The following is a 24,925-nucleotide window of genomic DNA, read 5'->3' on the forward strand; positions in this document are numbered from 1 at the left end:
GCACGATCCGACTTAACGAAGAGCACGACAAAACGATGCAGCACGGCGGTGACCTGACACAGGCGATGGCACGATATGGCGGCACGCGCAGCGACTGGCTTGACCTGTCGACCGGCATCAATCCGCATGCCTATCCCATCGATGATAAGGGGTTGCCGAGCGCCTGTTGGCGGGATTTGCCGAGCCAGACCAGTCTGGACCGCCTGTCTCAGGCGGCTCGCTCCGCCTATGCGGTGCCGGACCATCTCGATCTTCTTGCAGCGCCGGGAACGCAAATCCTGATCTCGCTGCTCCCCTACGCCGCCCCAGGAAAAGGTGTCGGAATTGTCAGCCCGACCTATTCCAGTCATGCGGATGTCTGGGCGCGAAGCGGCCATCCGGTTGCAACACTTCCATTCCCGGACGTGTCGCTCTTGCCAGAACTTGCCCGGGCTCTGGTTTGCGTCAATCCCAACAATCCGGATGGCCGCCGACAGACCCCCGAGAGCCTCATTGATCTTGCCCGCGTCCTGCAAAAGCGGGGCGGTATGCTGATCGTGGATGAGGCATTTGCGGATACGGACCCAGCCCTGTCCGTGCTGCCCTATCTGGGCGACGAGCCTGTCGTGGTGCTGCGCTCGTTCGGCAAATTCTTCGGCCTTGCTGGTCTTCGTCTGGGGTTTGCGGTTGGCGCACCCGCGCGCATGGCCCCCTTGCGATCAAGGCTCGAAAGCTGGTCCGTCAGCGGTCCCGCCCTGGAGATTGGCGCAAATGCGCTGGCAGACCGCAACTGGCAGCAAAAGATGCGAGCGCGCTTGATCGAAGACATGCGTATTCTCAAGGACGTGCTTGCACGCGCTGGTCTTGCCAGTGTAGGACACACCTCCCTTTTCACACTGGCAACACATCCGAACGCGATGGGCCTTCATCAGCATCTTGCAGGACAACAGATCTGGACAAGGATCTTCACGACTGAGCCATCCTGGATACGCTTTGGATTGCCCGGCAGCGACAGTGGCATAAGACGGCTCAAAACCGCATTAGCCTCTTACAAGCACAACGATACGGAATGATTTTTTACCACCCGTCTTTGGCCCTCACCCTTGTTGCGGCCTTGGCGCTCGACGCCCTGATTGGTGACCCGGACTGGCTCTGGCGGCGCTTGCCACATCCTGTTGTCTTGATCGGCAAGCTGATCGGTTTCCTTGATGCAAGGCTCAACCGCCCAATGGTCACCGGACAGCAGCGCAAGCAGCTTGGTGTGCTGGTCATCATTGTATTGACCCTCGCAGCTTTTGCCGTGGGCACGCTGATCGATACGCTGGCGGCACATATTCCCTTCGGTGAGTTGCTGATCGCCTTTTGCACGGCTGTGCTTTTGGCACAGCGCAGCCTGTATAACCACGTTGCTGCCGTGCGTGACGGACTCAACCAACGCGGGCTTGCCGGAGGGCGGTGGGCGGTCTCGATGATTGTCGGGCGCAACCCGGACACTCTGGATGAGGCCGGCATCAGCCGCGCGGCCATTGAATCCTGCGCCGAGAATTTCTCCGATGGCGTGGTGGCTCCGGCCCTGTGGTTTGCCCTTCTCGGGCTTCCCGGCATTCTTGCCTACAAGGTGATCAACACGGCGGACAGCATGATTGGCCATAAGAATGATCGCTATCGCGACTTTGGGTGGGCCGCGGCACGGCTCGACGATCTGGTCAATTTGCCTGCCGCGCGTCTGGCCGGTGCCCTGATCGCCCTTGGGACAGCATCCGCGCAAGGCTCAGTCCGCATGGCCTTCGCCGTCATGCGGCGTGATGCGGGCCAGCATCGCTCTCCCAATGCAGGCTGGCCGGAAGCCGCCATGGCCGGGGGGCTCGGACTGGCTCTTGCTGGACCGCGCAGCTATCCCGGCTACATCGTCGACGACCCTTACATGAACGCTTCAGGCCGCAAAACCGCAAACGCAAAGGATATTCACCGCGCCCTCAAGGTGATGAGCGCAGCGTGTCTTCTCCAGGCCGGTCTGGTGTCCGTGATCGCCGTGTTTGTCTGACCTGAACCGACCTATCGGTCAGAGGCGACATGTGCACGAGCTTCCGCGATCGTCAAAAGCGCACCGATATCGAGCGAACGTTCCAGATGGGACGCCAGCTCGTTCAAGACCTGATCTATCTGCGTTTCATGGGCATGTGTCGACGCCCCCCCAACAACGACAGAAACGCTGACCGGAAGCCATCATCTGCAAAGACACCGTGCAGATAGGTCCCGGCGACAGCCCCGGTTTCTGAGCGCGCACCATCGGGGCGCTCGCCGTCCAGGACTGCAAAGGGCCGCCTGCAATCGGGGCCAACCGTTTGCCCCAGATGAATTTCATAGCCGGTCACCGACGCATCGGAGTCGCAGTGTGTGCCACGACACAAATGCAGGGACTTGTCGGCCACCAACTCGGTTTCAACATCCAACAAGTCAAGCCCATCAACTTCGCTCTCATCACTTTCCAGCCTTTGAGGATCACGGATCTTGCGGCCAAGCATTTGATAGCCGCCACAAATGCCGAGCACACGACCGCCACGGCGCACATGTGCCTGCAAATCAATGTCCCACCCTTGCGCACGAAAGAAAGCCAGATCGCCAATGGTCGACTTGGTGCCGGGCAACAGCACCAGATCCGCGTCCAACGGCAAGGGACGACCTGGCTGGATGAGCTGCAAGGTCACATCCGCCTCAAGCCGCAAAGGATCGAGATCATCGAAATTGGCAATACGCGACATCACCGGCACCACGATCTTGACTGGCCCGTTGCCGTGACCATCAGCGAGACCCAGCGCATCTTCGGCGGGCAGGAACGACGCTTTGTCGAACCATGGCACGACGCCAAGGCTGTTCCAGCCAGTCCGCCCTGGATGGTAGCCAGACCATCCGCAAACAGGCTTGGCTCACCGCGAAACCGATTGATAAAAAAGCCCTTGATGCGGACCTGCTCTTCGGGTGACAGGACCGCATGAGTGCCGACAAGCGCGGCAATAACGCCCCCACGGTCAATATCACCGCACAGGATAACGGGCAGGTCTGCTGCCTCGGCAAAGCCCATGTTGGCAATATCACCCGCTCGCAGATTGACCTCCGCAGGACTGCCCGCCCCCTCTACGAGGACCAGATCAGCGTCTGATTCAACGTATGAGAAACTGTCCAGAACACGTGGCAACAATTGCGCTTTTTGCTGGCCGTAATGCTTTGCTGAAAGCTGGCCAAAGCGTTTGCCTTGCACAATGACCTGAGCCCCCTTGTCGGTCTCGGGCTTCAGCAGAACCGGATTCATGTGGACGCTCAAAGGCACACGCGCCGCCAAGGCCTGTAAGGCCTGCGCGCGGCCGATCTCGCCACCATCAGACGTAACGGCAGCGTTATTGGACATGTTCTGCGGTTTGAACGGACGCACTTTGAGGCCACGGTCAGCCAGAAGGCGACACAGCCCGGCAACAACAAGGCTCTTGCCCACATTGGAGCCAGTGCCCTGCACCATCACTGCAGGCTTGCGCGCACGCTTCATATCAGACCGTTTTGCCGTCAGATGTCAGATCATCGGCCACATCTTCTTCCGTTTCCTGAGCGATCTGGAAGAGGTGAACCTCCATGACCAGCCGCACGGTTGGTCGCACGGCAAACAGGATCGAGCCTATCACGAACAGCCATGTGCCCCAGTATTGCCAACTGTCGTAGAAGAACATCACGCTGCCGATGATAAAGGCGAGTGCTGCCAGAAATTCGACAAGTGTGCGCGCAATCTCATACCGCGACGCGGTTTTCTTCTGCTGCTCGCTGTCCGTCCTGTTTGCATGGTCAAAGAGCTGTGCCAAGGATTCCGGTCCTTCCGTGTTTTCGTGGCGGGATGCCGTTTCGTTTCATGCGGGATCGATGTCAGAATTCAATCCCTTCCTGGGGCTTAACGCCTGAGCGGAACGGATGTTTCACCTGCGTCATGTCCGTCACAAGATCGGCGATCTCAATCAACTCGTCCTTGGCATTTCGTCCGGTAATGATGACATGGACATCCTCCGGCTTTTCATTGGCAAGAAAATCGACCACCTCTTCAATCGGCAGATAGTCATAGCGCAGCACGATATTCAATTCATCGCAGAGGATCAGCCGGTAGTCGCCCGACGTGATCATCTCCTTGGCGGCATCCCAGGCCTGACGTGCTGCGGCAATATCGCGCTGGCGATCCTGCGTTTCCCAGGTAAAACCCTCACCCATACGCTTGATGGTCACCAGATCGGAGAACCGGTCCAGCGCCATGCGTTCGCCGGTCTCTATGCGTCCCTTGACGAACTGTACCACGCCAATCTTGTGGCCATGGCCGAGCGAGCGAAACACCATGCCAAAACCTGCGGTTGACTTGCCCTTGCCCTTGCCTGTGTGAACAATCAGCAAACCTTTTTCGATGGTTTTGCTGGCCATGATCTTGTCGCGTGCAGCTTTCTTCTTGCGCATCTTGTCTGCGTGGCGTGCATCAAGTTCTGCCTCGCTCAGTCCCTCATCAGCCTTGCTCATGTCGTACCTCCTGCTCGGATTGTTTCAGTTCGGCCAATCGGCCGTGAATGCTGTTGCGACGTGGCGTCCACAGCCCGCGCACGATGGCATCGTCAAATCGCTTCAGAATATCCTGATAGGCATCCGGGTTTGCGTCTGCAAGAAACGCTCGCACCGTCTCGCTCTCCAGATAGGCTGCGAAAAGCTGGTCGTAATGGTGCTCTGCCACCGCATGTGTGGTTGCCGAAAAGGCGAAGAGATAATCCAGTGTGGCAGAAATCTCGAACGCCCCCTTGTAGCCGTGCCGCATGACACCCTCGATCCACTTCGGGTTCGCCGCCCGCGCCCTCACGACACGTCCGACTTCTTGCGAAAGACTGCGCACCACAGGGCGCTCAGGGCGCGAATGGTCATTGTGATAGACGGTCGGTGCAGCGCCCTTCAGGCTTTCCACCGTCGCCGACAAGCCGCCAGCAAACTGATAATAATCATCGCTGTCGAGAATATCATGCTCTCGATTGTCCTGATTGTGCAGCACACCATCAACGGTTGCCAGACGGCTTTCGAAGTCGGCGCGCGCACCAACACCCTCCGCTCCGCCGCCATAGGCGTAGCCGCCCCAGACCAGAAACGCCTCGGCGAAGTCGGCGCGCTCATCCCATAGGCCTTCGTCGATCAAGGCCTGCAACCCGGCCCCGTAAGCGCCCGGACGCGACCCGAAAACACGAAACCCCGCACGCTGATCTGACTCTTCGTCATCAAGGCCCTCAGCCCGTAACTTCAAGCGATCCTTGCGCATCCGGGCAGCAAGCGGATTGGCTTCCTCCGGCTCGTCCAAAGCGCCGACAGCGCGCACCGCGCTGTCGAACAAATCGATTTGATGCGGAAAAGCATCGCGGAAAAATCCGGAAATGCGCAGCGTGACATCAATGCGCGGACGCTGAAGCTCAGACAGAGACGTAATTTCGAAACCGGTAACGCGGCCCGACCCTGTATCCCAGACCGGACGCGCGCCAATCAAAGCCAACGCCTGTGCAATATCATCACCGCCCGTGCGCATGTTGGCCGTACCCCAGCACGTCAACGCCAGCGAAGTTGGCCACTCGCCCTCATCCTGAAAATAGCGCTCGGCCACAAGGTGCGCTGATGCCTTACCCAGTCGCCAGGCGGTCTCGGTCGGCACTGCCCGCACATCAACAGAATAGAAATTGCGGCCCGTCGGCAAGACATCCGGCCGACCACGACTAGGAGCACCCGACGGGCCCGGGGCAACAAACCCACCCGCCAGAGCTGTCAGCGTTGCATCGGTTTCAGCCTGCCCGGACAGGCTGACGGAGGGGGCCAGTGTCTCGTCAATGTCCTTCAGAACGGCAAGTGTCCGCCCCCATTGGTCTGGCATCTGCCGCAAAAGAGCGCGATCTCCAGCCACAAGCGCGGCCGCCAGCACTTCGATCCGCTCGACGGTGTCGCCTTGTGAGCGCCAAAGGTCATCCGAGAGGGTCGCCAGACATGTCGGGCGATCCTGCTGCCAGCTTGCAGAGAACTCGCAATTCAGCGGATCAAAATCGGTAAACCCGAGATCCCCGGCAATCGCCCGGTGCAAACTGTCCTGCTGCGCGCCATCAGAACCACGTGGCAAACGCGCCAGCGCCACCAGAAGATCCGTCAGGGGACGACCCTCTGGACTTTGTCCCAGAATGTGCAGACCGTCCCGGATCTGCAATTCTTTCAGATCGCACAGATGTGCATCCAGTCGCGCCAATCGCGTCGCATCATCCATCGTCCCATCCAGACCAATATCCTTGTCGAGACCATGGCGTGACGCAACGTCGAGAATATCTTGTGTGAGCACCTTCAAGCGTCGCGGGTCGACGCCGCTTGCCAGATAATATTCATCCAGCAGCGTTTCCAGTTCTTCGCCAGCCCCGTAACTTTCCGCACGGGTCAGCGGTGGCGTCAGGTGATCAATGATGACCGCCGCCGTGCGCCGCTTCGCCTGTGCGCCTTCACCCGGATCATTGACGATGAACGGATAAATATTCGGGACCGGCCCGAGAACCGCTTCCGGATAGCACACAGACGACAGGGCCAGCGCCTTGCCCGGCAACCATTCCAGATTGCCATGCTTGCCAAGATGCACCAGCGCATGAACTCCAAAGACATCACGCAGCCAGATGTAAAACGCGAAATAATGATGCGGCGGCACCAGATCGGGGTCGTGATAAGTTTCCTTGGGATCAATGTTATAGCCGCGCGCTGGCTGAATACCGACAAGCTGATTGCCGAAACGATGCAGCGCCAAGCGGAATGCGCCCTCCGCCACATGCGGGTCGTCTTCCGGGGGACCCCAGCGCGCAACCACCGCCTGCCGCACTTCGTCCGGCAGTGTCGCGAACGCCTCGTGATAGACGGCAAGCGACAGGAATTCGCCGCCACGCCGCTGACTGCGCCCCTCCAGCACATTGGTCACACCGGAGCGTAAGAGATCCATCAAGGCAGCAGAGGTCTGTGGCGCATCACCAACGCAATAGCCCGCCCCGTGCATCGCACGCAGAAGCGCCACGCAAGACGCTGGTGTATCCAGACCAACACCATTGGCAAGACGACCATCCTTGTTGGGATAGTTAGCCAGAATAAGCGCGGTTTTCTTGTCACCCGCCTGCACCGTTCCAAGACGCGCCCAATTAGCGGCAAGCCTTGCAACAAAATCCACTCTGTCCTCAGCCGGAACGAAGCGGACCGGTGTAGACTGGGTCAGCACGTCAAGTGTCCCCTCTTCCTTGAAGGACACGGCACGGGTCGTCAGTCGGCCATCCAGTTCTGGCAAGACCACATGCATCGCCAGATCCCGGATCGACAGCCCCTGATCACTGTCTTGCCAGCCTTCTTTGCTGGAAGACGAAAAAACGATCTGCAAAACAGGTCTGCCTGGTGCATCCAGCGGTGTCGTGTTGTGCGCCTGCCCCGCCTTGGACACGGCAAAAGCGGTCGCATTCAGCACTACATCAGGCGCGTTCTGGTCAAACAGGTGTTCCAGCACCGCCACGCTTTCTGCTTCCTTCAGACTGGATACAAAAACCGGCAAGCAGTTGAGGCCTTGCGCGTCGAGTGCGGCACTCATCGCGCTGACGGGAGCAGTCTGACCGCTTTGCATCAACGCCCGGTAAAACACGAGCGCTGCGACAGGGCGCTTCGGCTCCGTCCAAGTCGCCTGCAAGGCAGTCAGATCCGGCGACGGGTGCCCGGGCAGAAAAATCCCTGCACGCGGCAAAGGCACCGGGGCCAGCGGCACATCTCCACCAGTCACCTGAGCCATAAGATACCGCAGCCCATTGAGATAATTGCCCGGCCCGCCTTCCACACAATAACGCCAGAAACGATGCGCCACCTCAGGCGCAACAGTGGACCTTTCGGCAAGCTCCGCATCCCAACGATCATCACCAGCGATGAAGATGAGATCTGCGCCCGTGCGACGCGCTTCTTCCTCGAAACGCTCAACCCCGTAACGCCAGTACTCAATTCCACCAAGCAGCCGCAACACGATCAGCCGCGATCCGGAAACCGTCTTCTCGGCATAAAGATCAATCGAATACGGGTGCGCCAAAGCCGACAAGGACGCCAACCGAAGACTGGCAACCGACGGCGCTTGTTCCGACGCCTCAAGTGTTGCCCGAGCCTGCGCAAAGGCCCCTAGCTCCGTGTCGGCAAACGACAGCAGAAGAATGTCGGCGGGATCCTGCGCAAGATCTACCGCGTCACCGCCGTCATCAATCCGCCGGGTCTGGCTTGCCAGAATATGCATGAAATCCCTTCCAGAAACCCTGCATGACAAGGGGAGAGGTCAACACTCCGCCCTGCATCAGGCAGAGTGCACCACGCCACCCAATTCGGCCCGTGCGGCATCGAGATCCAAGCCCTTGAGACCGATGACCACAAGCTGGCCGGATTTTTCAGCGGCTGCAGAAAACCATGTCTCGACCCGTGGCCCAACGGCCTGCACCATGGCGGGTGATGCCTTTCCCTCGATGGCCACAGCACCCTTGATACGCAAGATGCCTTTCAATGCCATCGCCCGCGCAACTTTGTCGGAAGCCTCCTGCATGGAGGTAAAGGCAGCCACTGGAACCACATAACTCTCAAAATCATCATGATGGTGATGATCGTGATGATGATCCTCGTGATCATGGTCTTCATCATGCTCGTGATCATCATCGTGGTGATGGTGATGATGCTCATGGCGATCTGCCATGTCATCTTCTGCCGCGCTGTCGCGCCCCAAAAGCACCTCAATGGGCAACACGCCCTTGCTGGCGGCAATGATCTCGACATTGGGACGAATACCCGCAGCAATGCGGGCTTCAACCTCGGCCAGCTTGTCGTCTGCGACAAGATCAGCCTTGTTCAGCACCACAAGATCGGCACAGGACAACTGATCATGAAACAGCTCATCGACCGGGCTTTCATGGTCCAGCGCCTCATCCTGCTTGCGCTGGTCTTCAAGGGCTGCAAGATCAGCGGCAATCCGCCCCTCCGCCAATGCGGCGGCATCCAGCACCGTCACGACGCCATCAACAGTCACTCTGGTCTTGACACTTGGCCATGAAAACGCCCGCACCAGCGGCTGTGGCAGGGCCAACCCTGAGGTCTCGATAACGATGTGCTCGGGCACCTCCTCGCGTGACAGCAGCATTTCCATGGTCGGCAGAAACTCTTCCGCCACCGTGCAACAGATGCAGCCATTCGTCAGTTCCACAACCTCATCGGCAGAACAACTCGGATCAACACATCCGTTCATCAGAGAGCCGTCAAAACCCATGTCGCCGAACTCATTGACGATCAGGGCAATCTTCTTGCCATTGGCATTCCGCAACAGGTTCCTGATCAGCGTGGTCTTGCCTGCGCCAAGAAAGCCGGTGACAATGGTCGCGGGAATTTTCTGTCCTGGTTTCATAGACTTGGGTCCATTTTCTCAGATGATTTCAAGATGAGCGGCAGGCCTGCCGCAACAAAAGTAACGCGCGTGCAAACCGCGGCCAACTGCTGATTAAGACGGCCTTGCGCATCGCGAAATCGGCGCGACAGCACGCTTTCCGGCACAAGCCCCATGCCCACTTCATTCGACACGAGCACCACGGGTCCTGCGGGATTTTCCAGACAGGCACAAAGCACATCAACGGCGGCTTCAACGTCGTGCTGATGGTAGATGAGATTGTTGAGCCAAAGGGTCAGACAGTCGATGAGGATCACCTGTGAAGGATCGCCACACCGATGCAGCACGCCGCATAGATCCAACTCTTCTTCAATAGTGAGCCAGCCCGCACCACGTTGGGCCTTGTGCTGGGCAATACGGTCGTCCATCTCCGCATCAATGACCGGCGAGGTTGCGACATAGAGGCGCCGAAGGCCGCTGCGCGTCGCCAGATCTTCTGCAAAGCGACTTTTGCCGGAGCGCGCACCGCCTAGAACCAGGTGAGCATGGGTCATGGCATCCTCCCGCACGAGGGCACCGACACAGAACAGCATTGTTCACCGGCAGCGGACAGGGCACGGCACATCATCCTGCACTCAGGCGCAGGACAAGCCTGTTGATCGTCTCCGATCATACTTTCATCTCCTCACCGTCCACCCGACAGCGTCTTCTGATCCATACGGTCGACATGACACGCAGGGCCACGGCCGGTCTCCCTAGCTTACGGCTCGAACAGAGGCCCCGCGCCTTCCCGGATCAGACCAAGTGTCGATCCAGTGACGTTTTGCAGGTCTCCTTGCCGCTTACAGTTGCGGGGGCAGCTACAGCCTTGCCAGCCTCAAAGACCAGCGCACTACATTCCCGTTTCAGCTTCGCCCGCTTGCAGGCAGACGAAACACCGTTGGCCCGCTTCTTGTAACCATTGCCAGAGGCTGACACAAGCATGACGCCTTGCGCCAAAGGATCTCGTAATCACGGGTTCACCGACCGGTTTCGCGTAACCTTGCACACTCTCCTGACATCGTCGCCCTTAGGGCAGCAAGCAAATGCACCCATGTGAAATATATCAAGCAACTGATTTTCCTACGAAAATAATGTTTTCACAGGAGAAGTTCACAATTTTCCAGAAAATAACGCCCGAGGGACTTGGCAAACGGATCAAGCCTTTGATATACGCTTGCCAATCGCCGGGGCGGCACAGATGCTGCCTTGGACTGGTGATCCCCGATAGCTCAGTTGGTAGAGCATTCGACTGTTAATCGAATTGTCGCAGGTTCGAGCCCTGCTCGGGGAGCCACTCTTTTCTCATCTGAATGAGAAAAATGGCTTCGTCATCAGATACAGGTATTCCCCGATAGCTCAGTTGGTAGAGCATTCGACTGTTAATCGAATTGTCGCAGGTTCGAGCCCTGCTCGGGGAGCCACCTTTCTTAAGGTCTGCTCTTCTTTTCTGATAGATCACCACGACCCGCTTGGCCCACCGTCCATGCGGTTTTACAGTATCAAAACCCGCGTTCACACGGCTCTCTGAGGCATTTTGCGTGCAAATCCCGCGCGAAGTGGCATGAGGCAGGCCGTGCACGATATTGATATTTTTGACGATTTCTCGCATTTCATCGATAGTAATTAACAGGATCGTACTTGCGACAAGCCGTCATTTTACAGAGCTATTCCCTGAGAGACCCTCTGAAATATCCGGAAATAAACCGAAGAAACAAAAGCTTATTTCCAATAATGCGCCATTTTAGATCGGTCACCCGCTTATCAATTGTCAAATTTACGCATTGTTGCAGAATCAAGAGCGATGGCGTAAATCAAATCTGTCGCAATCTTCGCAAACGGCACAAAAATAGAGAAAAAGGTCGCTGAACTTAAGACCTTCTTATGCACTTACCTAGCTAGACTGCGGCAGTACAGGTCTCTGCCTGATCAAGAAAGACAGGCGTCAGAATCAAACCGGACATGCGAGCGAAGTCGTCTGCATGCTGGAAAACAATGATCGGCGTTTTCGTCTTCTTACACTACGTGTTGCCTGACCGACACCGGCAATAAAAAGTCGGCAGCAGACACGAAGTAAAGAGCCCGAAGCATGGCCCCATCCACGAGACAGGGGCTCTAAAGGCAGAAACATCAGCCTGCATTTGACCGCTCCCTTGTGGAGCGGTTTTTGTTTGCCCGGCTCTCACCTCATGGTTGGCGACGGTCCATCCGCACCTGCCTTCTGCCATGTCCAGCACATCGCCTGCGGTGGACCGCCTCCTCATGACTGTACATTAATTACTTGACTACAATACTCATGTTTTATAGCCAAGGATGTAACCGCCATCGTTTCAGGAAAATACGGTGCTCCTCGGCCCTGTTCCCGCTCCATGGCGGGAGCCAGATCGATATGTCCGTTATAAAACAGGGTTGCCATATGCAAAAGGACCGCGCCGTTACGACCATTCCGCGCCAGCCGTTTCGCCGCCGACTGACCGTCGCCTTGGCTCTGGCCATGACCTATGCTCTTGCAACACCTCACATGGTGCATGCGGAGGGGGCCGATTTGAGTACTGGAACTCAACACGGCCACCCAGACGCCCACAGGTTGCATGCTGACCTTCGTCACGAGGAATGCCACGCAGACTGCCCTTTCTGACGTGGCTTACGAGTTGGTGCTGTTCAACAAGAAAGGTCTGGTCGACAAGATGACCGCCTTTGATTTTGGTGCGCTGCCAAAAGGCAAAACGGTCGTCAAACAATTCCGGCTCGCGGGCACCAAATGCGATGGGCTGAGCCAGATCCTCGTCAACAAAGCCTCACGATGCGCCTTGGCAGAGCCTGATTCACGCGACCATGACACACAAGCTCCCGATGCCACGTGCATCGCTAGCCTGGATCCTTCCAGTCGGAATCAGATCAAATTCATCAAATAGAACGGCTCAGACATCACCGTGCGACGCTGTAGACACGCAGCGTTGCACCATCATCAAGCGCGACTTGCGCCGCCGCAAGCCCCGTCGCCGGATTGTAGCGCACGACATTGGCTGACATATCGCCGACGAACGCCTGCGCAAGCGCCTGTTCATTTTGATCCACCGGGTCTCCGACCGATGCAAAGGCGTGAGCGTCCTCCAACGCTTCGACCGCGCGAAAGGTTACACCGGGCTCCGGCAAAGTCTCATGCAAGCCAAGCACATCACCATATCTTGCATTGCGATAAACAAGCGTGCCTTCACCGTCAAAAACCAATAGCCCATAGGCCAGATTGTCGAGCGTCTGCGCCAACAAATTCGCCCGCTCTTCCGCTTTCTTCTCCTGCCCTGCCAACTCACGCATTTCGGTCTTCTCGCGGGTCGTATCACGCAAATTGCAGAAATGGCGCCCATCTTCCAGTGTACGCACTTCCACTTCGTAGCTTGTGCCATTCTTCATCACCCGCTCATAGGTGAGGTTAGGGCTTTTTTGAAGCGCGCGGATAATCTGCCTGAGATACGCGAACGTCTCTTCCTCGTTCATACCGTCTCGCACGCAATTCAACCGCACAAGATCAATCAGCGTGGTGGCTTCATTCACGTCTTCCGGAACCTGTCCAAACAGATCCCGCATAGCGGAGTTGGCCAGGATCAACCGGTCATGCCGATCAAAAAAGGCGATGGCACCGGGGATCAGTTCCAGCGCATTTTCAAGCAACAACCCCTGCTCTTTCAAAGTGCTGACGTCCGTGAAAAAGGCGACCCGATAAGAAGACGCCGTTTTCTTGAAACTCGTTTGACACCAGAAATCGGATCGCAGTCGCTCAACAAATCCTCCTTGGCAGTGCCGAAAAGAATCCAGCCGATTGGCCAGCCAAGGCCTTGCGTTTGTCCTCCGCTTTCGGTGCTTCGATGAAGCATCCCTCCTCCAGCGCGTTCAGGACCACGTCCTTATAGGTCATCGGCCGGAGAGCGGTCTCCTGCGGCAAACCTAAGGTTTTGCGATAGGCAGTGTTTGCCATGACAAGCTCATCGTCGTGATTATAGATCGCCATGCCGTTGGGGCTTGCCTCAAAAACCTCGTTGAGAAGTTCCTCGCTCTTCTTCAACTCGGTAATATCTTCGATTGAGATCACCGTGCCGATATGGTCCCGCGTTACTTCATCCTCCAACGGACGGGAACGCACCTTGAGCCAGCGCCGCGCATGCGATGTTCCAACTTCAACGCAAGCGATGCGCGCAGTGGCACTGGCCTGCTCCAGGAAAGCAACGAGGAACGGCCCCTGTTTCATCTCAGTAGGAGGATCCACAGCTTCATCATCACCAAGGCCGAACTCCGCCTCCTCCCGTGGGTGTTGCCCCACCTCCCGGACAGGCAGCGTGGAGACATGCGTCATACCTTCGTAAATGGTCGAACAGTCAAGGATCTGCTCGGCAGAGGTATTAAACCACCGGACAATCCCGTTCTGGTCGGCAACAATAATGCCTTCAGAAAGGGCTTCCAGCGTCGAACGATACAGACGCTGTGTTTGTTCTGCCTCGTCCTCGCGCTGCTTTGTGGCTGTGACCTCATACAACGCCCCGACCAGCCGCTCCGTGCCCATCTCACTGTAAACCGGCTGACAAATGGAGGCGATCCAGATGTCACGGCCAACAGCAGTGCGCAGGGGCATTTGCATCGACCAGCCCGAACCGTTGTGAATAGCCTCTTCAAACGCCGAGCGCGCCTTTGGGTAAAACGCCTCCGGACAATGGGTCTCGAACCAACTCTCGATCGTGGGCACCGTGCCGATGGGCAGATCATGTAAGCGGCAGGCCTGTGCGGTCCACGTCATTTCATTGGTCTTCAGATCAAGCGCCCATGCGCCCACGCCTGCCAGCTCTGACATGTCTTCAAAAAGGTCAGCCCGATTCGTCGCCTCAAGTTGTGCGTCCTGTGCGGCTCGCAAATCACGCTGCAAGGTGGCAATCTCGCCGGCCAGAACCAGATGACGGTCAAGGTCCAGAAATGCAGCCTCCTCCAGCGCATGTTCATCCGGCCCCCATAGAACGACCGCGACTTGCTCTTCCGCAGATCGCCCCCCACTGCACAAGACACCGAAGAAAGCATGATCCGCCGGCACCACCGGAGCGCCGTCGCCAAAACCGCCAGACAGGACCACCTGACGCCCACGCGCGAGCAGAAATGCTGGCTTGCTGACTGTGGTCGAGTTGGTCGCTTGAGCAGCATCGCCCACAGCTCGCGCAGCATCCGATAGAGTTTCGAGCGCAATCATAACATCTGCGGGCAACACTCTCCCGCCCGGCGTCCACTGCGGCCCGCCACCGGTGTGAACACGAGCGCGACCTTGCTTCAAAGTGGCAATCCCCACAGGTCAGATCTCGCATGACTGGCGAAATAAGCCCCTGAAGGGCGTGCCATATCGCACTGTCCTTCATCTGTTCGACACGCTTCTCTTCCGCCGACATCTCAAAGACCTGTTCATCAAGAGGATTTTATTAATAGTTATTTTTGACGATCTGAATACATCATAGTTAAAAACTACAATACTTTTCTATCAAAGCATTCTGAATCCAGTTTTAGATAAGACCATGAAACGTAAAATCTATTTTAATTTCTGATTTCAAGATAAAAATGACCCGAAAAATCCTGCAGCGGAAATACATACTCCCTTCACGATAGAAAAAGAGACCCGATTTAAAATCTCGCCAAAACGAGAGCTTGATGCAATAATGGCAAAATAATGAAAAAAATACGGCAGATATTCGACACGCTCCGCACAATGTGATGGAGCCGAACGCCAATCAGATTGTTTCCTGTGTGCGGTCAAGAAAATGACCAAAGGAGGCGCAGATGCATAAGAACATGCTGCTTCAGGCAAAAGGCCCTATCTTCACGCACGCTTCGGCTGCCACGACTGGCGAGGCGATACAGTGTAAGCAAGACACCGTCGCGTGGCTCCTGCCGCATCTGGCAGGGCTGTTTGCACTTGCAATGGCAAGTCTGTCTCCGGATGCCGCGCTGGCCCGTTCAACGGACCGTGTGCAGCCCGAGGCCGCTGCCCCCCGCACAGTGCCATCCCAGACCACCAAGACATTTGCCCTCAAACAAGACAGTCTGGCCGTCACCCTGGCCGCCGCTTCGGCCAGCCCATCAGATCCACTGCAAAGCAAGTTTTCAATCTGGGTCGGGGAAGTGCAGATCGAAGGCAAGCCGGTGATCTGGGTTGAATTGATCGATCGCCACGGCGAGGTCGTTTACAATACGCAAGTGCGTGAGAACGAGACCCATCTGCTGCCAGATGGTCGCGCCATTGTTGTTCGCCAAACGGCAAGACCGCAACGCCTCCAAGCCGCAAACGCTGTGGCCAAGGATCAGGCCCGTCTGACCCCGGCAATTCAAAAGGTCGTCAGTCACACGACAGTACATCAGGGCGACACGACGACGTCAGTCGACCTCGTCGAAGATCGTCAGGCACAGATCGACGTCAAGCCGCGTGACTTCATGTTCCATCTGGCCGCCGTTGGCCAGCAGATCTGGACCGGCATTCGCGACTTTTTCGGCTACACCTCGAACCACTTCGAGGTGGCATGGACCTGGATCGTGAAAACAGTGCGCGTCTGATTCACCAACACGGCGTGAGTGCAGCTCATCGCGTTATCCATATCTGTGGCCGTTCCGCTTTACCGTGGGGCGGCCAATGTGCGTCTCAAAGTTTCGATCACGCAACCTGCCAACTTTATCATGCAGTCACACCGCATCCGCCAGATCCATTGCTCTTGGCCGAGATGACCCACGCCGTTGAACTCACCCACCACTCACTGCCCCAAAGTGATTTCCAGTTTTCGGTGATCCACCGAAAGTTTGCGAACGTATTGTCTACAATACTGATTTGAAAAACTCCCTGTCCGCTCACAAAGGATACAACATGCGCATCGCCGTCATCGGATCTGGCATCTCCGGCAATAGCGCCGCTTGGGCCCTTAGTAAAAATCACGAGGTGATCCTTTACGAGAAGCGCGAGCGACCCGGAGGTCATTCCGCCACCGTTGACATTGACTATGATGGCACGCCCATGTCAGTCGACACGGGGTTTATCGTCTATAATGAACTGAATTACCCCCACCTCACCAATCTGCTGAAACACCTGGATGTGAAGACAGACGCCAGCGACATGAGCTTTGCTGTCTCCTGTAATCAGGGCCAGCTTGAATGGTCCGGGCAGTCCCTGAACACGGTGTTTGCACAAAGGCGCAACCTGCTGTCACCGACCTTCTTCGGCATGTTGCGCGACATCATGCGCTTCAACAAGACCTGCGTGAAGGATCTCGACAATGGACACCTGCGGGACGTCTCACTCGGGGCGTATCTGACCCGGAACAGCTATGGCAAAGCGTTTACCGAACAGTATTTGCTGCCGATGGGAGCCGCGATCTGGTCAACTCCGCTTTGTGAAATGTATGATTACCCGGCAGAGAGCTTCGTCGCCTTCTTCCGCAATCACCGTCTGGTCAACCTGGATCGACCGGTCTGGCGAACAGTCTCTGGTGGCAGTCGCAATTATGTTGAGCGTTTGCTGGCCCCTCTGCATGGTCGTATTCGCTATGGCACCGCCGTCACGAACGTCACACGCGATGAGAATGGCGTTGTGATCACCGACAGCCATGGCCACACAGACCGCTTCGATCACGTGGTGATGGCCTGTCACACGGATCAGACGCTTGCCATGCTGAACGATGCAAGCGTCGAAGAACAAGCGATGCTGTCCGCCATTCCCTATCGGCCAAACACGGTCTATCTGCACCGCGACCACACCTTGATGCCACGCCGCAAGAAAGTCTGGGCCTCGTGGAACTATCTGTCTGACGAAACGGTGGGCGATGATCAGGATGTGACCGTCAGCTACTGGATGAACAAATTGCAGAACCTTGATGCAGACAAGCCACTGTTCGTGACGCTGAACCCGAATGAGGCTCCAGATCCGGCTCTCACGTTCGGAACGTATGTCTATGATCACCCGCAGTTCAACGCAAAGGCCCTTGGCGCTCAGGAAAGCCTGCAAACACTGCAAGGCAAACGCAACACGTGGTTCTGCGGTGCATGGACGTGCCATGGCTTCCATGAAGATGGACTGCGCTCTGGCCTGAACGTCGCTCGCAGCCTGGGCGCACGTATCCCTTGGGAAGACGACGCTCAGACTGCCCCCTCTTTCATGGAAGCTGCCGAATGAAACGCCTGCTTGCAACATCCGTTCAGGAAAACGGCACGGTGCCCGGTGACGCGGCAAGCCTTTACGCCGGAACGGTGATGCATGCGCGTGTGCGCCCGAAGCACCACCGCTTTACCTATCGCGTCTTTTCACTGCTGATTGATCTGGACCAACTGGAGACAGCCGCGTCGAAAAGCCGCCTTTTTTCCGTCAACCGCTTCAATCTTGTCAGCTTTCACGAGCGCGATCACGGGCTGCGAGATGGCAGCAATCTACGCCAACACATCGACACGCTGATGACGGCCGAAGGTCTCACCCCAGCGCATCGGGTGCGTCTGTTGTGTTACCCGAGACTGCTCGGATACGCCTTCAACCCTCTGGCCGTTTATTATGCTTATGACGCAGCAGAAGCACTTTGTGCAGTCGTCTATGAAGTGCGCAATACATTTGGCGGCATTCACACCTATGTCGCGCCTGTGCACGAAGGGCAGATGAGTAAATCGGGTTTGCGCTAGGAACAGGACAAGGAATTCTGGGTGTCGCCTTTCATCGACATGCAGCAGCGTTATCATTTCTCGCTGCTGCCGCCGGGAAAGGCCGTACGCATCCGCATTCTGGAAAAGGACAAGGACGGAGTGCTGCTCTCGGCAAGCTTTGCCGGAAACGGGGAAGCCCTGACAACACGGAGCCTCGTCCGGCATGCGGCTCGCTATCCGCTGATGACATTCAAAGTCATTGCAGCAATCCATTGGCAAGCATTGAAACTGACTTTGAAAGGGGTAAAGTTTCTGGGAGCTTCTGACCCATATTCGGGGAAAACGAAATCGAAAACACCGGTCTGAGGTCGTCGAACCGATGGCGGACAAATACATGGGAATGGGGTTCGGGGAGAAGGCGATGACACAGATGATAGTGATCAATCAGGATAATTTAAAACAATCCATCAAAGGCTTGCCCTTGATGGTGCGTCAGGGCGTCAAGCTGTTGACGGGTCTGAAATACGGCACCTTGAAGCTGACGCTGCCAGATGGCCGTGGTTTCATGTTCAACGGAGAACTGCCAGGTCCCGCAGCAGAAGCCATCGTCAACGACTGGCGCTTCGCCACACTCGCCATCCGGCGCGGAGATGTAGGCGTCGGGGAAGCCTACATTGCGGGTTATTGGTCGTCGCCCGACGTCACGACATTTCTGGAATTGTTCTGCGTCAACCGGGATGCCACCATGCAGGCAATTTCCGGCAAACCATTTGCGCGGGCGGTTCTGTCTTTGCGTCACCTGTTCCGCTCTAACACCCGTAAGGGTTCGCAACGCAACATCTCGGCGCATTACGATCTCGGCAATGCCTTTTACCGCGAGTGGCTGGACCCCAGCATGACCTACTCCTCCGCCCTCTATGAGAGCGAGGACATGGATCTGGAAACCGCACAAAACCGCAAATATGCGTCATTGGCTCGCGAAATCGGCATCACAGCCGAGCAGAAGGTTCTGGAAATCGGCTGTGGCTGGGGCGGCTTTGCCGAGTTCGTCGGGAAGGAGATTGGGGCCAGCGTCAAGGCATTGACGATTTCACGCGAGCAATACGACTTTGCCCGCGAACGGATCTTCCATGCCGGTCTCAACGAGAAGGTCGAGGTGGCGTTTCAGGATTACCGCGATGAAACCGGTCAGTTCGACAGCATTGCCTCGATCGAGATGTTCGAGGCGGTGGGCCAGAAATACTGGCCAACCTATTTCAGTCAGTTGTCGCGCTGCCTGAAGCCGCAGGGCAAGGCCGGCCTGCAAATCATCACCATTCAGGACCGGATTTTCGATGACTACAGCCGCACTCCTGATTTCATCCAGCGACATGTTTTTCCGGGTGGCATGTTGCCCCCTCCCGGCAAACTGAGCGAAATCAGCAAGTCACTCGGACTGAATTTGGCTGAACAAAAGATTTTCGGTCAGGATTATGCCCGCACCGTTGCTGACTGGCGTGACCGTTTCCGCAATGCCTTGACCACAAATCCAGCCGCTCGGCTTCGATGAGCGGTTCCGTCGTCTCTGGGAATTCTACCTGCATTATTGCGAAGCAGGCTTTCGCTCGGGCAACATCGACGTGCGCCAGATGGTTTACACAAAAGCATGATGATCGGGTTTTAAAGAGCCTGACATTACCTCAAGAAAAAAGGCGCATCCCTTAGGATTGCGCCTTTTTTGATGTATCAGCCACCACAGAATTTTGCCAGCATAAGGCATCATGGCGTCAGAACGTCAATTCAAATCCGGATCTTCATTCTTGTAGGCAGGCTTCTTCGACCAGCCGGTAGAGCGCCCCATCAGCTTGAAATAGAGCTTATAGGGCAGCAAACGCAGGATCTTGAGCTGACGCACAAAGGGCTTGGGGAACGCCACCTCAAAACGCTTGGACTGCATGCCGTCGAACATGGCCTGCGCAGCCTCTTCTGGTGTTTGCAAATAGGGCATATCAAATGGATTGCCCTTGGTGGCCGGTGTATCGACGAACCCCGGATTGATCACCTGGGCGCGGATACCGGCAAGATCCAGGTCGAATTTCAGCGCTTCCATCATGTTGATCAATCCGGCTTTGGTGGCGCCATAGGGGGCCGCCGTCGGCAAACCGCGATACCCGGCGACGGACGCAACAACAGCAATCTGGCCGAAGCGCTGATCTTTCATGATGTTGATCACCGGCAACAGAACGTTGACCGTGCCTTTGAGGTTGACGTCGATAGTCGCCATCCACTCCTTCAGCGATCCATTGAGACCGTCTTGAGGATAATAGACCCCGGCATTTGGTACCAACAGCGCGATCGGCCCATGACCTGCCCGCAAGTCCTTTGCCATCTCAGCCATCCCGTCGGCATCCGTGACATCTCCCGCATAAACGAGAATGCGGCCAGACAGACCGTCCGCCGAGCGTTCCAACTCGTCCAACTTGTCTTTTGAGCGGGCGGTAACTGCAACGCGCCATCCAGCAGATGCCATCTTCAGCGCCAATGCGCGACCAATGCCAGAACTTGCTCCTGTAATCCAGGCAATGCCATCTGTTGGATGTGCAATAAAGTCGGCGGCCTTGCGGGTATCTGTCATGATGTGTCTCCTTGCCCTATCTACGCAAGACGACCTGCAACGGATCCCTAAGACGCTCGAAAATCACATTTTTCGCTGTTTGACCTTTGGTCGTACCGCCACCGAAAAATCAGCTCACAAAAGGAGCAAAGAAGCGGCCAATCGGACCGGTCAGCTTCAAACGGCCTTCCGTGACAGCGAAGCAGAAACAGTCTTGATCCGTATCGGCTATCGGTTTGTGGTCCACATCCGGATCGCCAAAAGCGATATCACCGACCGAATAATGACCAGCACCATCCTTGAACGCGCCCTGCAACACCAGCGTCAACTCGATGCCTTCATGCGTGTGCCACGGCAGAGCCTTGCCAGCCCGCACCCACAACAAAGAGGCTTCGCAGCCATCCATTTCGCCAAGCTTGCATTCCTTGACCCCAGGAAGCAGGGTCCGCCAGCTCACATCCTTCAAGGATGTGCCCACATAAGGCCGCAGACTGCGCGGAATGCCAGACCCATCTGTCATCTGCTGCACTGCGAAACCAGTCGGAGACACTGTCGGGTCATCATCCGCAGAGATGTGTGGCCCGTCCGTTTCGAAGATCGCCGAAAGCGCCTGATCACGATCGCTGAAGGCGATCGGCGCGCTGTCTTCCACAGCCAGACCAGCGAGTATCTCCAGACCATCGACGTAGCTGCGGCTTTTTTCCGAAATTTCCAGATGAGCTCCAACCAGCGCCTGTGCCGGGGCAGACAGCCCACCAGCAGCGTAGGCAGCATAAAGCTCATCGAGACCGTTAGAATTCTTGTCCATAAAGTCGCTCTTAAGCTCAAGACATACGGGAAACACGATTACTGTTTCCATATACGAGGCGAGCACGGTGATAGATCACGTTGGATCGAAGGTCCATCAGGCACCCGATCAGTCGTTTGATAAATTAAAGCAACACAGCACGTATTTTCAAGCACCTCGCAGCTTTTGAGAAACCGTTTTCTTGATCCTTTTGTCGCACGGCATTAGCGTCTGCACAAATCCATCACTCCAAACTCGGAAGCGCGACGCATGCAGTCCTCCAGCTCAGTGCTAGACACTATTGGCAAGACCCCGCTCATCCACTTGAAGAAGCTCTCGGAAGAGACCGGTTGCGAGATTTACGGCAAAGCCGAGTTCATGAATCCGGGGCAGTCGGTCAAGGATCGGCCTGCCCGGCAGATGGTTCTGGAAGCCGAAACGCGCGGCGACATCGGGCCTGGCGGCATTATTGTCGAAGGCACGGCAGGCAACACCGGCATCGGTCTGGCGCTCGTCGGCGCGGCGCGCGGTTACCGTACGATCATCGTGATCCCGGAAACCCAGACCCAGGAAAAAAAGGACATGCTGCGCTTGTGCGGTGCGGAACTTATCGAAGTTCCGGCAATGCCCTTCAAGGATCCCAACAATTATCAGCACATCGCACGTCGATTGGCGGAAGATCTGGCAAAATCCGAGAACTGCGGCGTGCTCTTTGCCGACCAGTGGAACAACCTCGACAATCCCAAAGCACATTATCTGACCACCGCACCGGAAGTCTTTGAGCAAACCGGTGGCAAGGTCGATGGCTTCATATGCGCCGTTGGTTCTGGCGGAACACTGTCCGGCATGTCACGCTACTTCAAGGAGAAGAACGCCGACATCGTGATTGGCTGTGCCGATCCGCTGGGCGCTGGCATGTTTCACCTGTTCAACGATGGCGAGGCCCGCGCAACTGATGGCAATTCGGTGGCTGAAGGCATCGGCCTTGGCCGGTCAACCCCCATCGTCAAGGACACCAAGGTCGATCACGCTTATGCGATCAGCGATGCTGAGGCATTTCCGCTGGCTTTTGATCTGGCCGAACACGAAGGCCTGCTGGTTGGCTCGTCAACCGCCATCAATCTGGCTGGCGCCAAACGTCTGGCCAAGGAGATGGGACCGGGGCACACCATCGTGACCATCTTGTGCGACCATGGCACCCGCAGCCAAACGAAACTCTACAATCCAGACTTCCTGCGCTCCAAGGACCTGCCTGTGCCGAAATGGCTGGAACGCAAGGTCAGTCTGCAAGTGCCTTTTGCCTGATCACACTCAGCCGTTCATGTTTGAAAAGGGCATGGTCTGACACTCCGATCATGCCCTTTGTTGTGCGCGGGGCAGCCTCGAGGCACCATCGCCTTGATCTTCAGGCATCCGGTGTTCTTGATCCAGTGCTTGCGCCATCCCACTTGCAGGACATCGCGGAACACCCGCGTCACAACGCGGGTGTGGACTGCTTGTCTCGCTCGATTGACGGAGTGCAACAAAGCGGGAACAGTCTCCTGCGGGCACAAAGTAGATCGAACTCAACGCAGGTCTGTTATCAAGTCACCCTCTGACGTATGGCTTTAGGAGTAGCGCTTGTGCTGCACAGAAGTCTGCCCGGCCATTAAAAAAGCGGAGCCTGCATGATGGATATTGCCAGCCGGGATGTCACTGACGGCATTGGCTGGGTGGAAGCCGCAATGCCACAGCCCGGGTTGCTGGCCACCCTCGCCTTTTTGCTCTACATCGCAGCCTTCGCCTGCGCGGTGCGCGAGGTCATGAACAGTCGCACTCCGCAAGGCTCCGTGGCATGGTTATTGTCTCTGGCCTTCCTGCCGTTTCCGACTGTCTTCGTGTATCTGATTTTCGGCGCCCGCAGCTTCACCAGTTACCCGCGCGTCCCCTATGGTCTGTCGCGTGCGCATCGCAGCGACCGAGCCGACCGCATGGGCCTCTTTGACCGCGAACACACACGCCAATGGTCTGTTCTGGCAAGAGTTGCGGGACTGCCCTTCCTGACCGGAAATTCCTGCGAGCTGCTGATCAACGGGCCCGCCAAATTTGCATCACTTTTTGCCGGACTGCGCGCAGCAAAGCACACCATCCTTGTTGAATACTACACGGTTTTCAATGATCGCATAGGCAATGAGCTGGCGGACATTTTGATCGAGAAAGCCAATGCCGGTCTCAAGGTCTGTTTTCTTTATGACGAAATTGGCAGCAGCGCCCTCGACAAAAAGTATCTCGACAAGCTTGAAGCCTGCGGTATTGAGGTCACGGGCTTCAATGGACGCAACCGCCATTGGAAGCTCCTAGGGTCTCTGCGCCTGAATTACCGCAACCATCGCAAGCTTGTCGTCGTCGATTATCAAACAGCTTGGGTCGGCGGCATCAATGTCGGCGACATCTATATGGGCAAATCGGAGCAGTTCGAGTTCTGGCGTGACACACACACCAAGATCAGCGGCCCTGCGGCACGGGCTGCGGCCCTGACCTTTATCGAAGACTGGCTCTGGGCGACAGGGCGTGAATTGGAGCTGCCTGATGAAGCAGCGATCTCTCAACCGGAAAACCAATCTGTGCTGGTGATGCCCACCGGCCCCATCACTGATGTCGAAGAATGCGCCATTGCCTTTGTGGAAGCCGCAGCAGGTGCGCGCAAGCGCTTGTGGATCACAACGCCTTACTTCGTCCCGGGCAGCGACATGATGACAGCGCTTTACGCGGCTCGCATGCGCGGCGTTGACGTGCGTCTACTGATCCCGGAAGACGCGGACCATCGCATTGTCTGGCTTGCCACATACGCTTACGCTGATCAGATGACCCGGCACGGCATCAAGGTCTACCGCTATACTAAAGGGTTTACCCACCAGAAGGTCACCCTGGTCGACGACGAACTGGCAAGCGTCGGTACGGTGAACTTCGACAACCGCTCGTTCCGGATCAATTTCGAACTGACAATGTGGTTTACTGACCAAACGATGATCGAACAGATCAGCGATATGCTGAAAGGTGATTTTGATCAATCGACCATCATGACGCAGGAAACCCTCAACACGCGCAGCTATGCCTTTCGTGTGGCGTCGCAAGGGGCAAAGCTGCTGTCTCCGGTGCTCTAAGGAGTGAACCTCATAAATGCGCTTTAAATGGCGTCATAAAGCCCAAAGTGTAGCAAGAAAGACGGTGAAGAGCAGGCGTTGGCCCAGTTGAGCCGCCTGACGCAGATGGATCGCCGCGATTTTGACGTCCAAGACCTTTTGGCGCGAGCCTCAGATCGCTATCTGACCGCGTCAGTCAGCCTTGCAAAAGACCCCACGCAGACCGATTGGCAAGCCTGTCGGAATTCGTTAGCATCCGGCTCCAACAGATGTGCTCCGGAGCCTCATCATGACTTTTCTTCCAAGCCTTTCCG

Annotated in this window: 16 protein-coding genes, 2 tRNA genes, 3 pseudogenes and 1 riboswitch; of the genes and pseudogenes, 11 read left to right on the plus strand and 10 right to left on the minus strand. The window is 56.6% G+C overall.

Annotated elements, in window-relative coordinates:
- Window positions 1-35 precede the first annotated feature (35 nt).
- Both cobD and cbiB read left to right on the plus strand, forming a co-directional pair.
- Window positions 36-1,052, plus strand: a complete 1,017-nt coding sequence (cobD, locus tag AC0L7U_RS02550) for a threonine-phosphate decarboxylase CobD (RefSeq protein WP_473693557.1) — start codon at window positions 36-38, stop codon at window positions 1,050-1,052.
- A complete protein-coding gene (cbiB, locus tag AC0L7U_RS02555; RefSeq protein ID WP_473693559.1) occupies window positions 1,049-2,023 on the plus strand; it encodes an adenosylcobinamide-phosphate synthase CbiB in 975 nt (324 codons plus the stop codon). The genes cobD and cbiB overlap by 4 nt, the downstream gene beginning before the upstream one ends.
- 11 nt (window positions 2,024-2,034) lie before the next feature.
- Here cbiB and AC0L7U_RS02560 read toward each other — a convergent pair.
- The 6 genes and pseudogenes from AC0L7U_RS02560 to cobU all read right to left on the minus strand — a co-directional run bounded on the left by AC0L7U_RS02560 (window position 2,035) and on the right by cobU (window position 9,984).
- A pseudogene (locus tag AC0L7U_RS02560) lies at window positions 2,035-3,520 on the minus strand (cobyric acid synthase).
- Window position 3,521: 1 nt separating this feature from the next.
- Entirely contained in the window at window positions 3,522-3,827 is a 306-nt protein-coding gene (locus tag AC0L7U_RS02565) for a YrhK family protein (RefSeq protein WP_473693561.1), read from the minus strand.
- Between the two features lie 61 nt (window positions 3,828-3,888).
- Complete coding sequence (gene cobO, locus AC0L7U_RS02570) at window positions 3,889-4,521, minus strand: cob(I)yrinic acid a,c-diamide adenosyltransferase (protein ID WP_473693563.1); 633 nt, start codon at window positions 4,519-4,521, stop codon at window positions 3,889-3,891.
- Window positions 4,508-8,302, minus strand: a complete 3,795-nt coding sequence (cobN, locus tag AC0L7U_RS02575; protein WP_473693565.1) for a cobaltochelatase subunit CobN — start codon at window positions 8,300-8,302, stop codon at window positions 4,508-4,510. The genes cobO and cobN overlap by 14 nt, the downstream gene beginning before the upstream one ends.
- A gap of 57 nt (window positions 8,303-8,359) precedes the next feature.
- Entirely contained in the window at window positions 8,360-9,451 is a 1,092-nt protein-coding gene (cobW, locus tag AC0L7U_RS02580) for a cobalamin biosynthesis protein CobW (RefSeq protein WP_473693567.1), read from the minus strand.
- A complete protein-coding gene (gene cobU / locus AC0L7U_RS02585; RefSeq protein WP_473693569.1) occupies window positions 9,448-9,984 on the minus strand; it encodes a bifunctional adenosylcobinamide kinase/adenosylcobinamide-phosphate guanylyltransferase in 537 nt (178 codons plus the stop codon). Before cobU ends, cobW begins: the two co-directional genes overlap by 4 nt.
- Before the next feature lie 173 nt (window positions 9,985-10,157).
- Window positions 10,158-10,387, minus strand: a riboswitch (cobalamin riboswitch).
- A gap of 303 nt (window positions 10,388-10,690) precedes the next feature.
- On the opposite strand from cobU, the gene AC0L7U_RS02590 reads away from it, so the two are divergent.
- From AC0L7U_RS02590 to AC0L7U_RS02600, 3 genes are all read left to right on the plus strand, one after another.
- Window positions 10,691-10,766, plus strand: a tRNA-Asn gene (locus AC0L7U_RS02590).
- A gap of 51 nt (window positions 10,767-10,817) precedes the next feature.
- A tRNA-Asn gene (locus tag AC0L7U_RS02595) sits at window positions 10,818-10,893 on the plus strand.
- A 1,167-nt stretch (window positions 10,894-12,060) separates the two neighbouring features.
- Window positions 12,061-12,384, plus strand: a complete 324-nt coding sequence (locus AC0L7U_RS02600) for a hypothetical protein (RefSeq protein ID WP_473693571.1) — start codon at window positions 12,061-12,063, stop codon at window positions 12,382-12,384.
- Between the two features lie 13 nt (window positions 12,385-12,397).
- Here the strand turns inward: AC0L7U_RS02600 and AC0L7U_RS02605 are convergent, their stop codons facing one another.
- A complete protein-coding gene (locus tag AC0L7U_RS02605; protein WP_473693573.1) occupies window positions 12,398-13,144 on the minus strand; it encodes a PAS-domain containing protein in 747 nt (248 codons plus the stop codon).
- A 103-nt stretch (window positions 13,145-13,247) separates the two neighbouring features.
- A complete protein-coding gene (locus tag AC0L7U_RS02610) occupies window positions 13,248-14,714 on the minus strand; it encodes a PAS domain-containing protein (protein ID WP_473693575.1) in 1,467 nt (488 codons plus the stop codon).
- Window positions 14,715-15,277: 563 nt separating this feature from the next.
- On the opposite strand from AC0L7U_RS02610, the gene AC0L7U_RS02615 reads away from it, so the two are divergent.
- The 4 genes and pseudogenes from AC0L7U_RS02615 to AC0L7U_RS02630 all read left to right on the plus strand — a co-directional run bounded on the left by AC0L7U_RS02615 (window position 15,278) and on the right by AC0L7U_RS02630 (window position 19,758).
- The gene (locus AC0L7U_RS02615) at window positions 15,278-16,048 is read left to right on the plus strand and encodes a hypothetical protein (RefSeq protein ID WP_473693577.1); all 771 of its coding nucleotides are present in this window, start codon (window positions 15,278-15,280) and stop codon (window positions 16,046-16,048) included.
- A 304-nt stretch (window positions 16,049-16,352) separates the two neighbouring features.
- Complete coding sequence (locus tag AC0L7U_RS02620; RefSeq protein ID WP_473693578.1) at window positions 16,353-17,654, plus strand: NAD(P)/FAD-dependent oxidoreductase; 1,302 nt, start codon at window positions 16,353-16,355, stop codon at window positions 17,652-17,654.
- Window positions 17,651-18,475, plus strand: a pseudogene (locus tag AC0L7U_RS02625) (DUF1365 domain-containing protein). Before AC0L7U_RS02620 ends, AC0L7U_RS02625 begins: the two are co-directional and overlap by 4 nt.
- A 55-nt stretch (window positions 18,476-18,530) precedes the next feature.
- Window positions 18,531-19,758: pseudogene (locus AC0L7U_RS02630) on the plus strand (class I SAM-dependent methyltransferase).
- Between the two features lie 125 nt (window positions 19,759-19,883).
- On the opposite strand, the gene AC0L7U_RS02635 reads toward AC0L7U_RS02630, so the two are convergent.
- Both AC0L7U_RS02635 and AC0L7U_RS02640 read right to left on the minus strand, forming a co-directional pair.
- The gene (locus AC0L7U_RS02635; RefSeq protein ID WP_473693580.1) at window positions 19,884-20,723 is read right to left on the minus strand and encodes an SDR family NAD(P)-dependent oxidoreductase; all 840 of its coding nucleotides are present in this window, start codon (window positions 20,721-20,723) and stop codon (window positions 19,884-19,886) included.
- Between the two features lie 109 nt (window positions 20,724-20,832).
- The gene (locus tag AC0L7U_RS02640) at window positions 20,833-21,510 is read right to left on the minus strand and encodes a ChrR family anti-sigma-E factor (RefSeq protein ID WP_473693582.1); all 678 of its coding nucleotides are present in this window, start codon (window positions 21,508-21,510) and stop codon (window positions 20,833-20,835) included.
- Window positions 21,511-21,759: 249 nt separating this feature from the next.
- Here AC0L7U_RS02640 and AC0L7U_RS02645 point away from each other — a divergent pair, with 249 nt between their 5' ends.
- Window positions 21,760-22,794, plus strand: a complete 1,035-nt coding sequence (locus tag AC0L7U_RS02645) for a cysteine synthase A (RefSeq protein WP_473693584.1) — start codon at window positions 21,760-21,762, stop codon at window positions 22,792-22,794.
- Between the two features lie 362 nt (window positions 22,795-23,156).
- Entirely contained in the window at window positions 23,157-24,632 is a 1,476-nt protein-coding gene (cls, locus tag AC0L7U_RS02650; protein WP_473693586.1) for a cardiolipin synthase, read from the plus strand.
- Window positions 24,633-24,925: the final 293 nt, after the last annotated feature.

The organism is Roseibium sp. 10G30-5 (assembly GCF_055809635.1).

Excerpts from the sequence above, each read along its gene's own strand:
- cobD (WP_473693557.1), top strand. The coding sequence starts at position 36 with ATGCAGCACGGCGGTGACCTGACACAGGCGATGGCACGATATGGCGGC.
- cbiB (WP_473693559.1), top strand. The coding sequence starts at position 1,049 with ATGATTTTTTACCACCCGTCTTTGGCCCTCACCCTTGTTGCGGCCTTG.
- cobO (WP_473693563.1), bottom strand. The coding sequence starts at position 4,521 with ATGAGCAAGGCTGATGAGGGACTGAGCGAGGCAGAACTTGATGCACGC.
- cobN (WP_473693565.1), bottom strand. The coding sequence starts at position 8,302 with ATGCATATTCTGGCAAGCCAGACCCGGCGGATTGATGACGGCGGTGAC.
- cobW (WP_473693567.1), bottom strand. The coding sequence starts at position 9,451 with ATGAAACCAGGACAGAAAATTCCCGCGACCATTGTCACCGGCTTTCTT.
- cobU (WP_473693569.1), bottom strand. The coding sequence starts at position 9,984 with ATGACCCATGCTCACCTGGTTCTAGGCGGTGCGCGCTCCGGCAAAAGT.
- AC0L7U_RS02600 (WP_473693571.1), top strand. The coding sequence starts at position 12,061 with ATGCTGACCTTCGTCACGAGGAATGCCACGCAGACTGCCCTTTCTGAC.
- AC0L7U_RS02615 (WP_473693577.1), top strand. The coding sequence starts at position 15,278 with ATGCATAAGAACATGCTGCTTCAGGCAAAAGGCCCTATCTTCACGCAC.
- AC0L7U_RS02620 (WP_473693578.1), top strand. The coding sequence starts at position 16,353 with ATGCGCATCGCCGTCATCGGATCTGGCATCTCCGGCAATAGCGCCGCT.
- AC0L7U_RS02635 (WP_473693580.1), bottom strand. The coding sequence starts at position 20,723 with ATGACAGATACCCGCAAGGCCGCCGACTTTATTGCACATCCAACAGAT.
- AC0L7U_RS02640 (WP_473693582.1), bottom strand. The coding sequence starts at position 21,510 with ATGGACAAGAATTCTAACGGTCTCGATGAGCTTTATGCTGCCTACGCT.
- AC0L7U_RS02645 (WP_473693584.1), top strand. The coding sequence starts at position 21,760 with ATGCAGTCCTCCAGCTCAGTGCTAGACACTATTGGCAAGACCCCGCTC.
- cls (WP_473693586.1), top strand. The coding sequence starts at position 23,157 with ATGATGGATATTGCCAGCCGGGATGTCACTGACGGCATTGGCTGGGTG.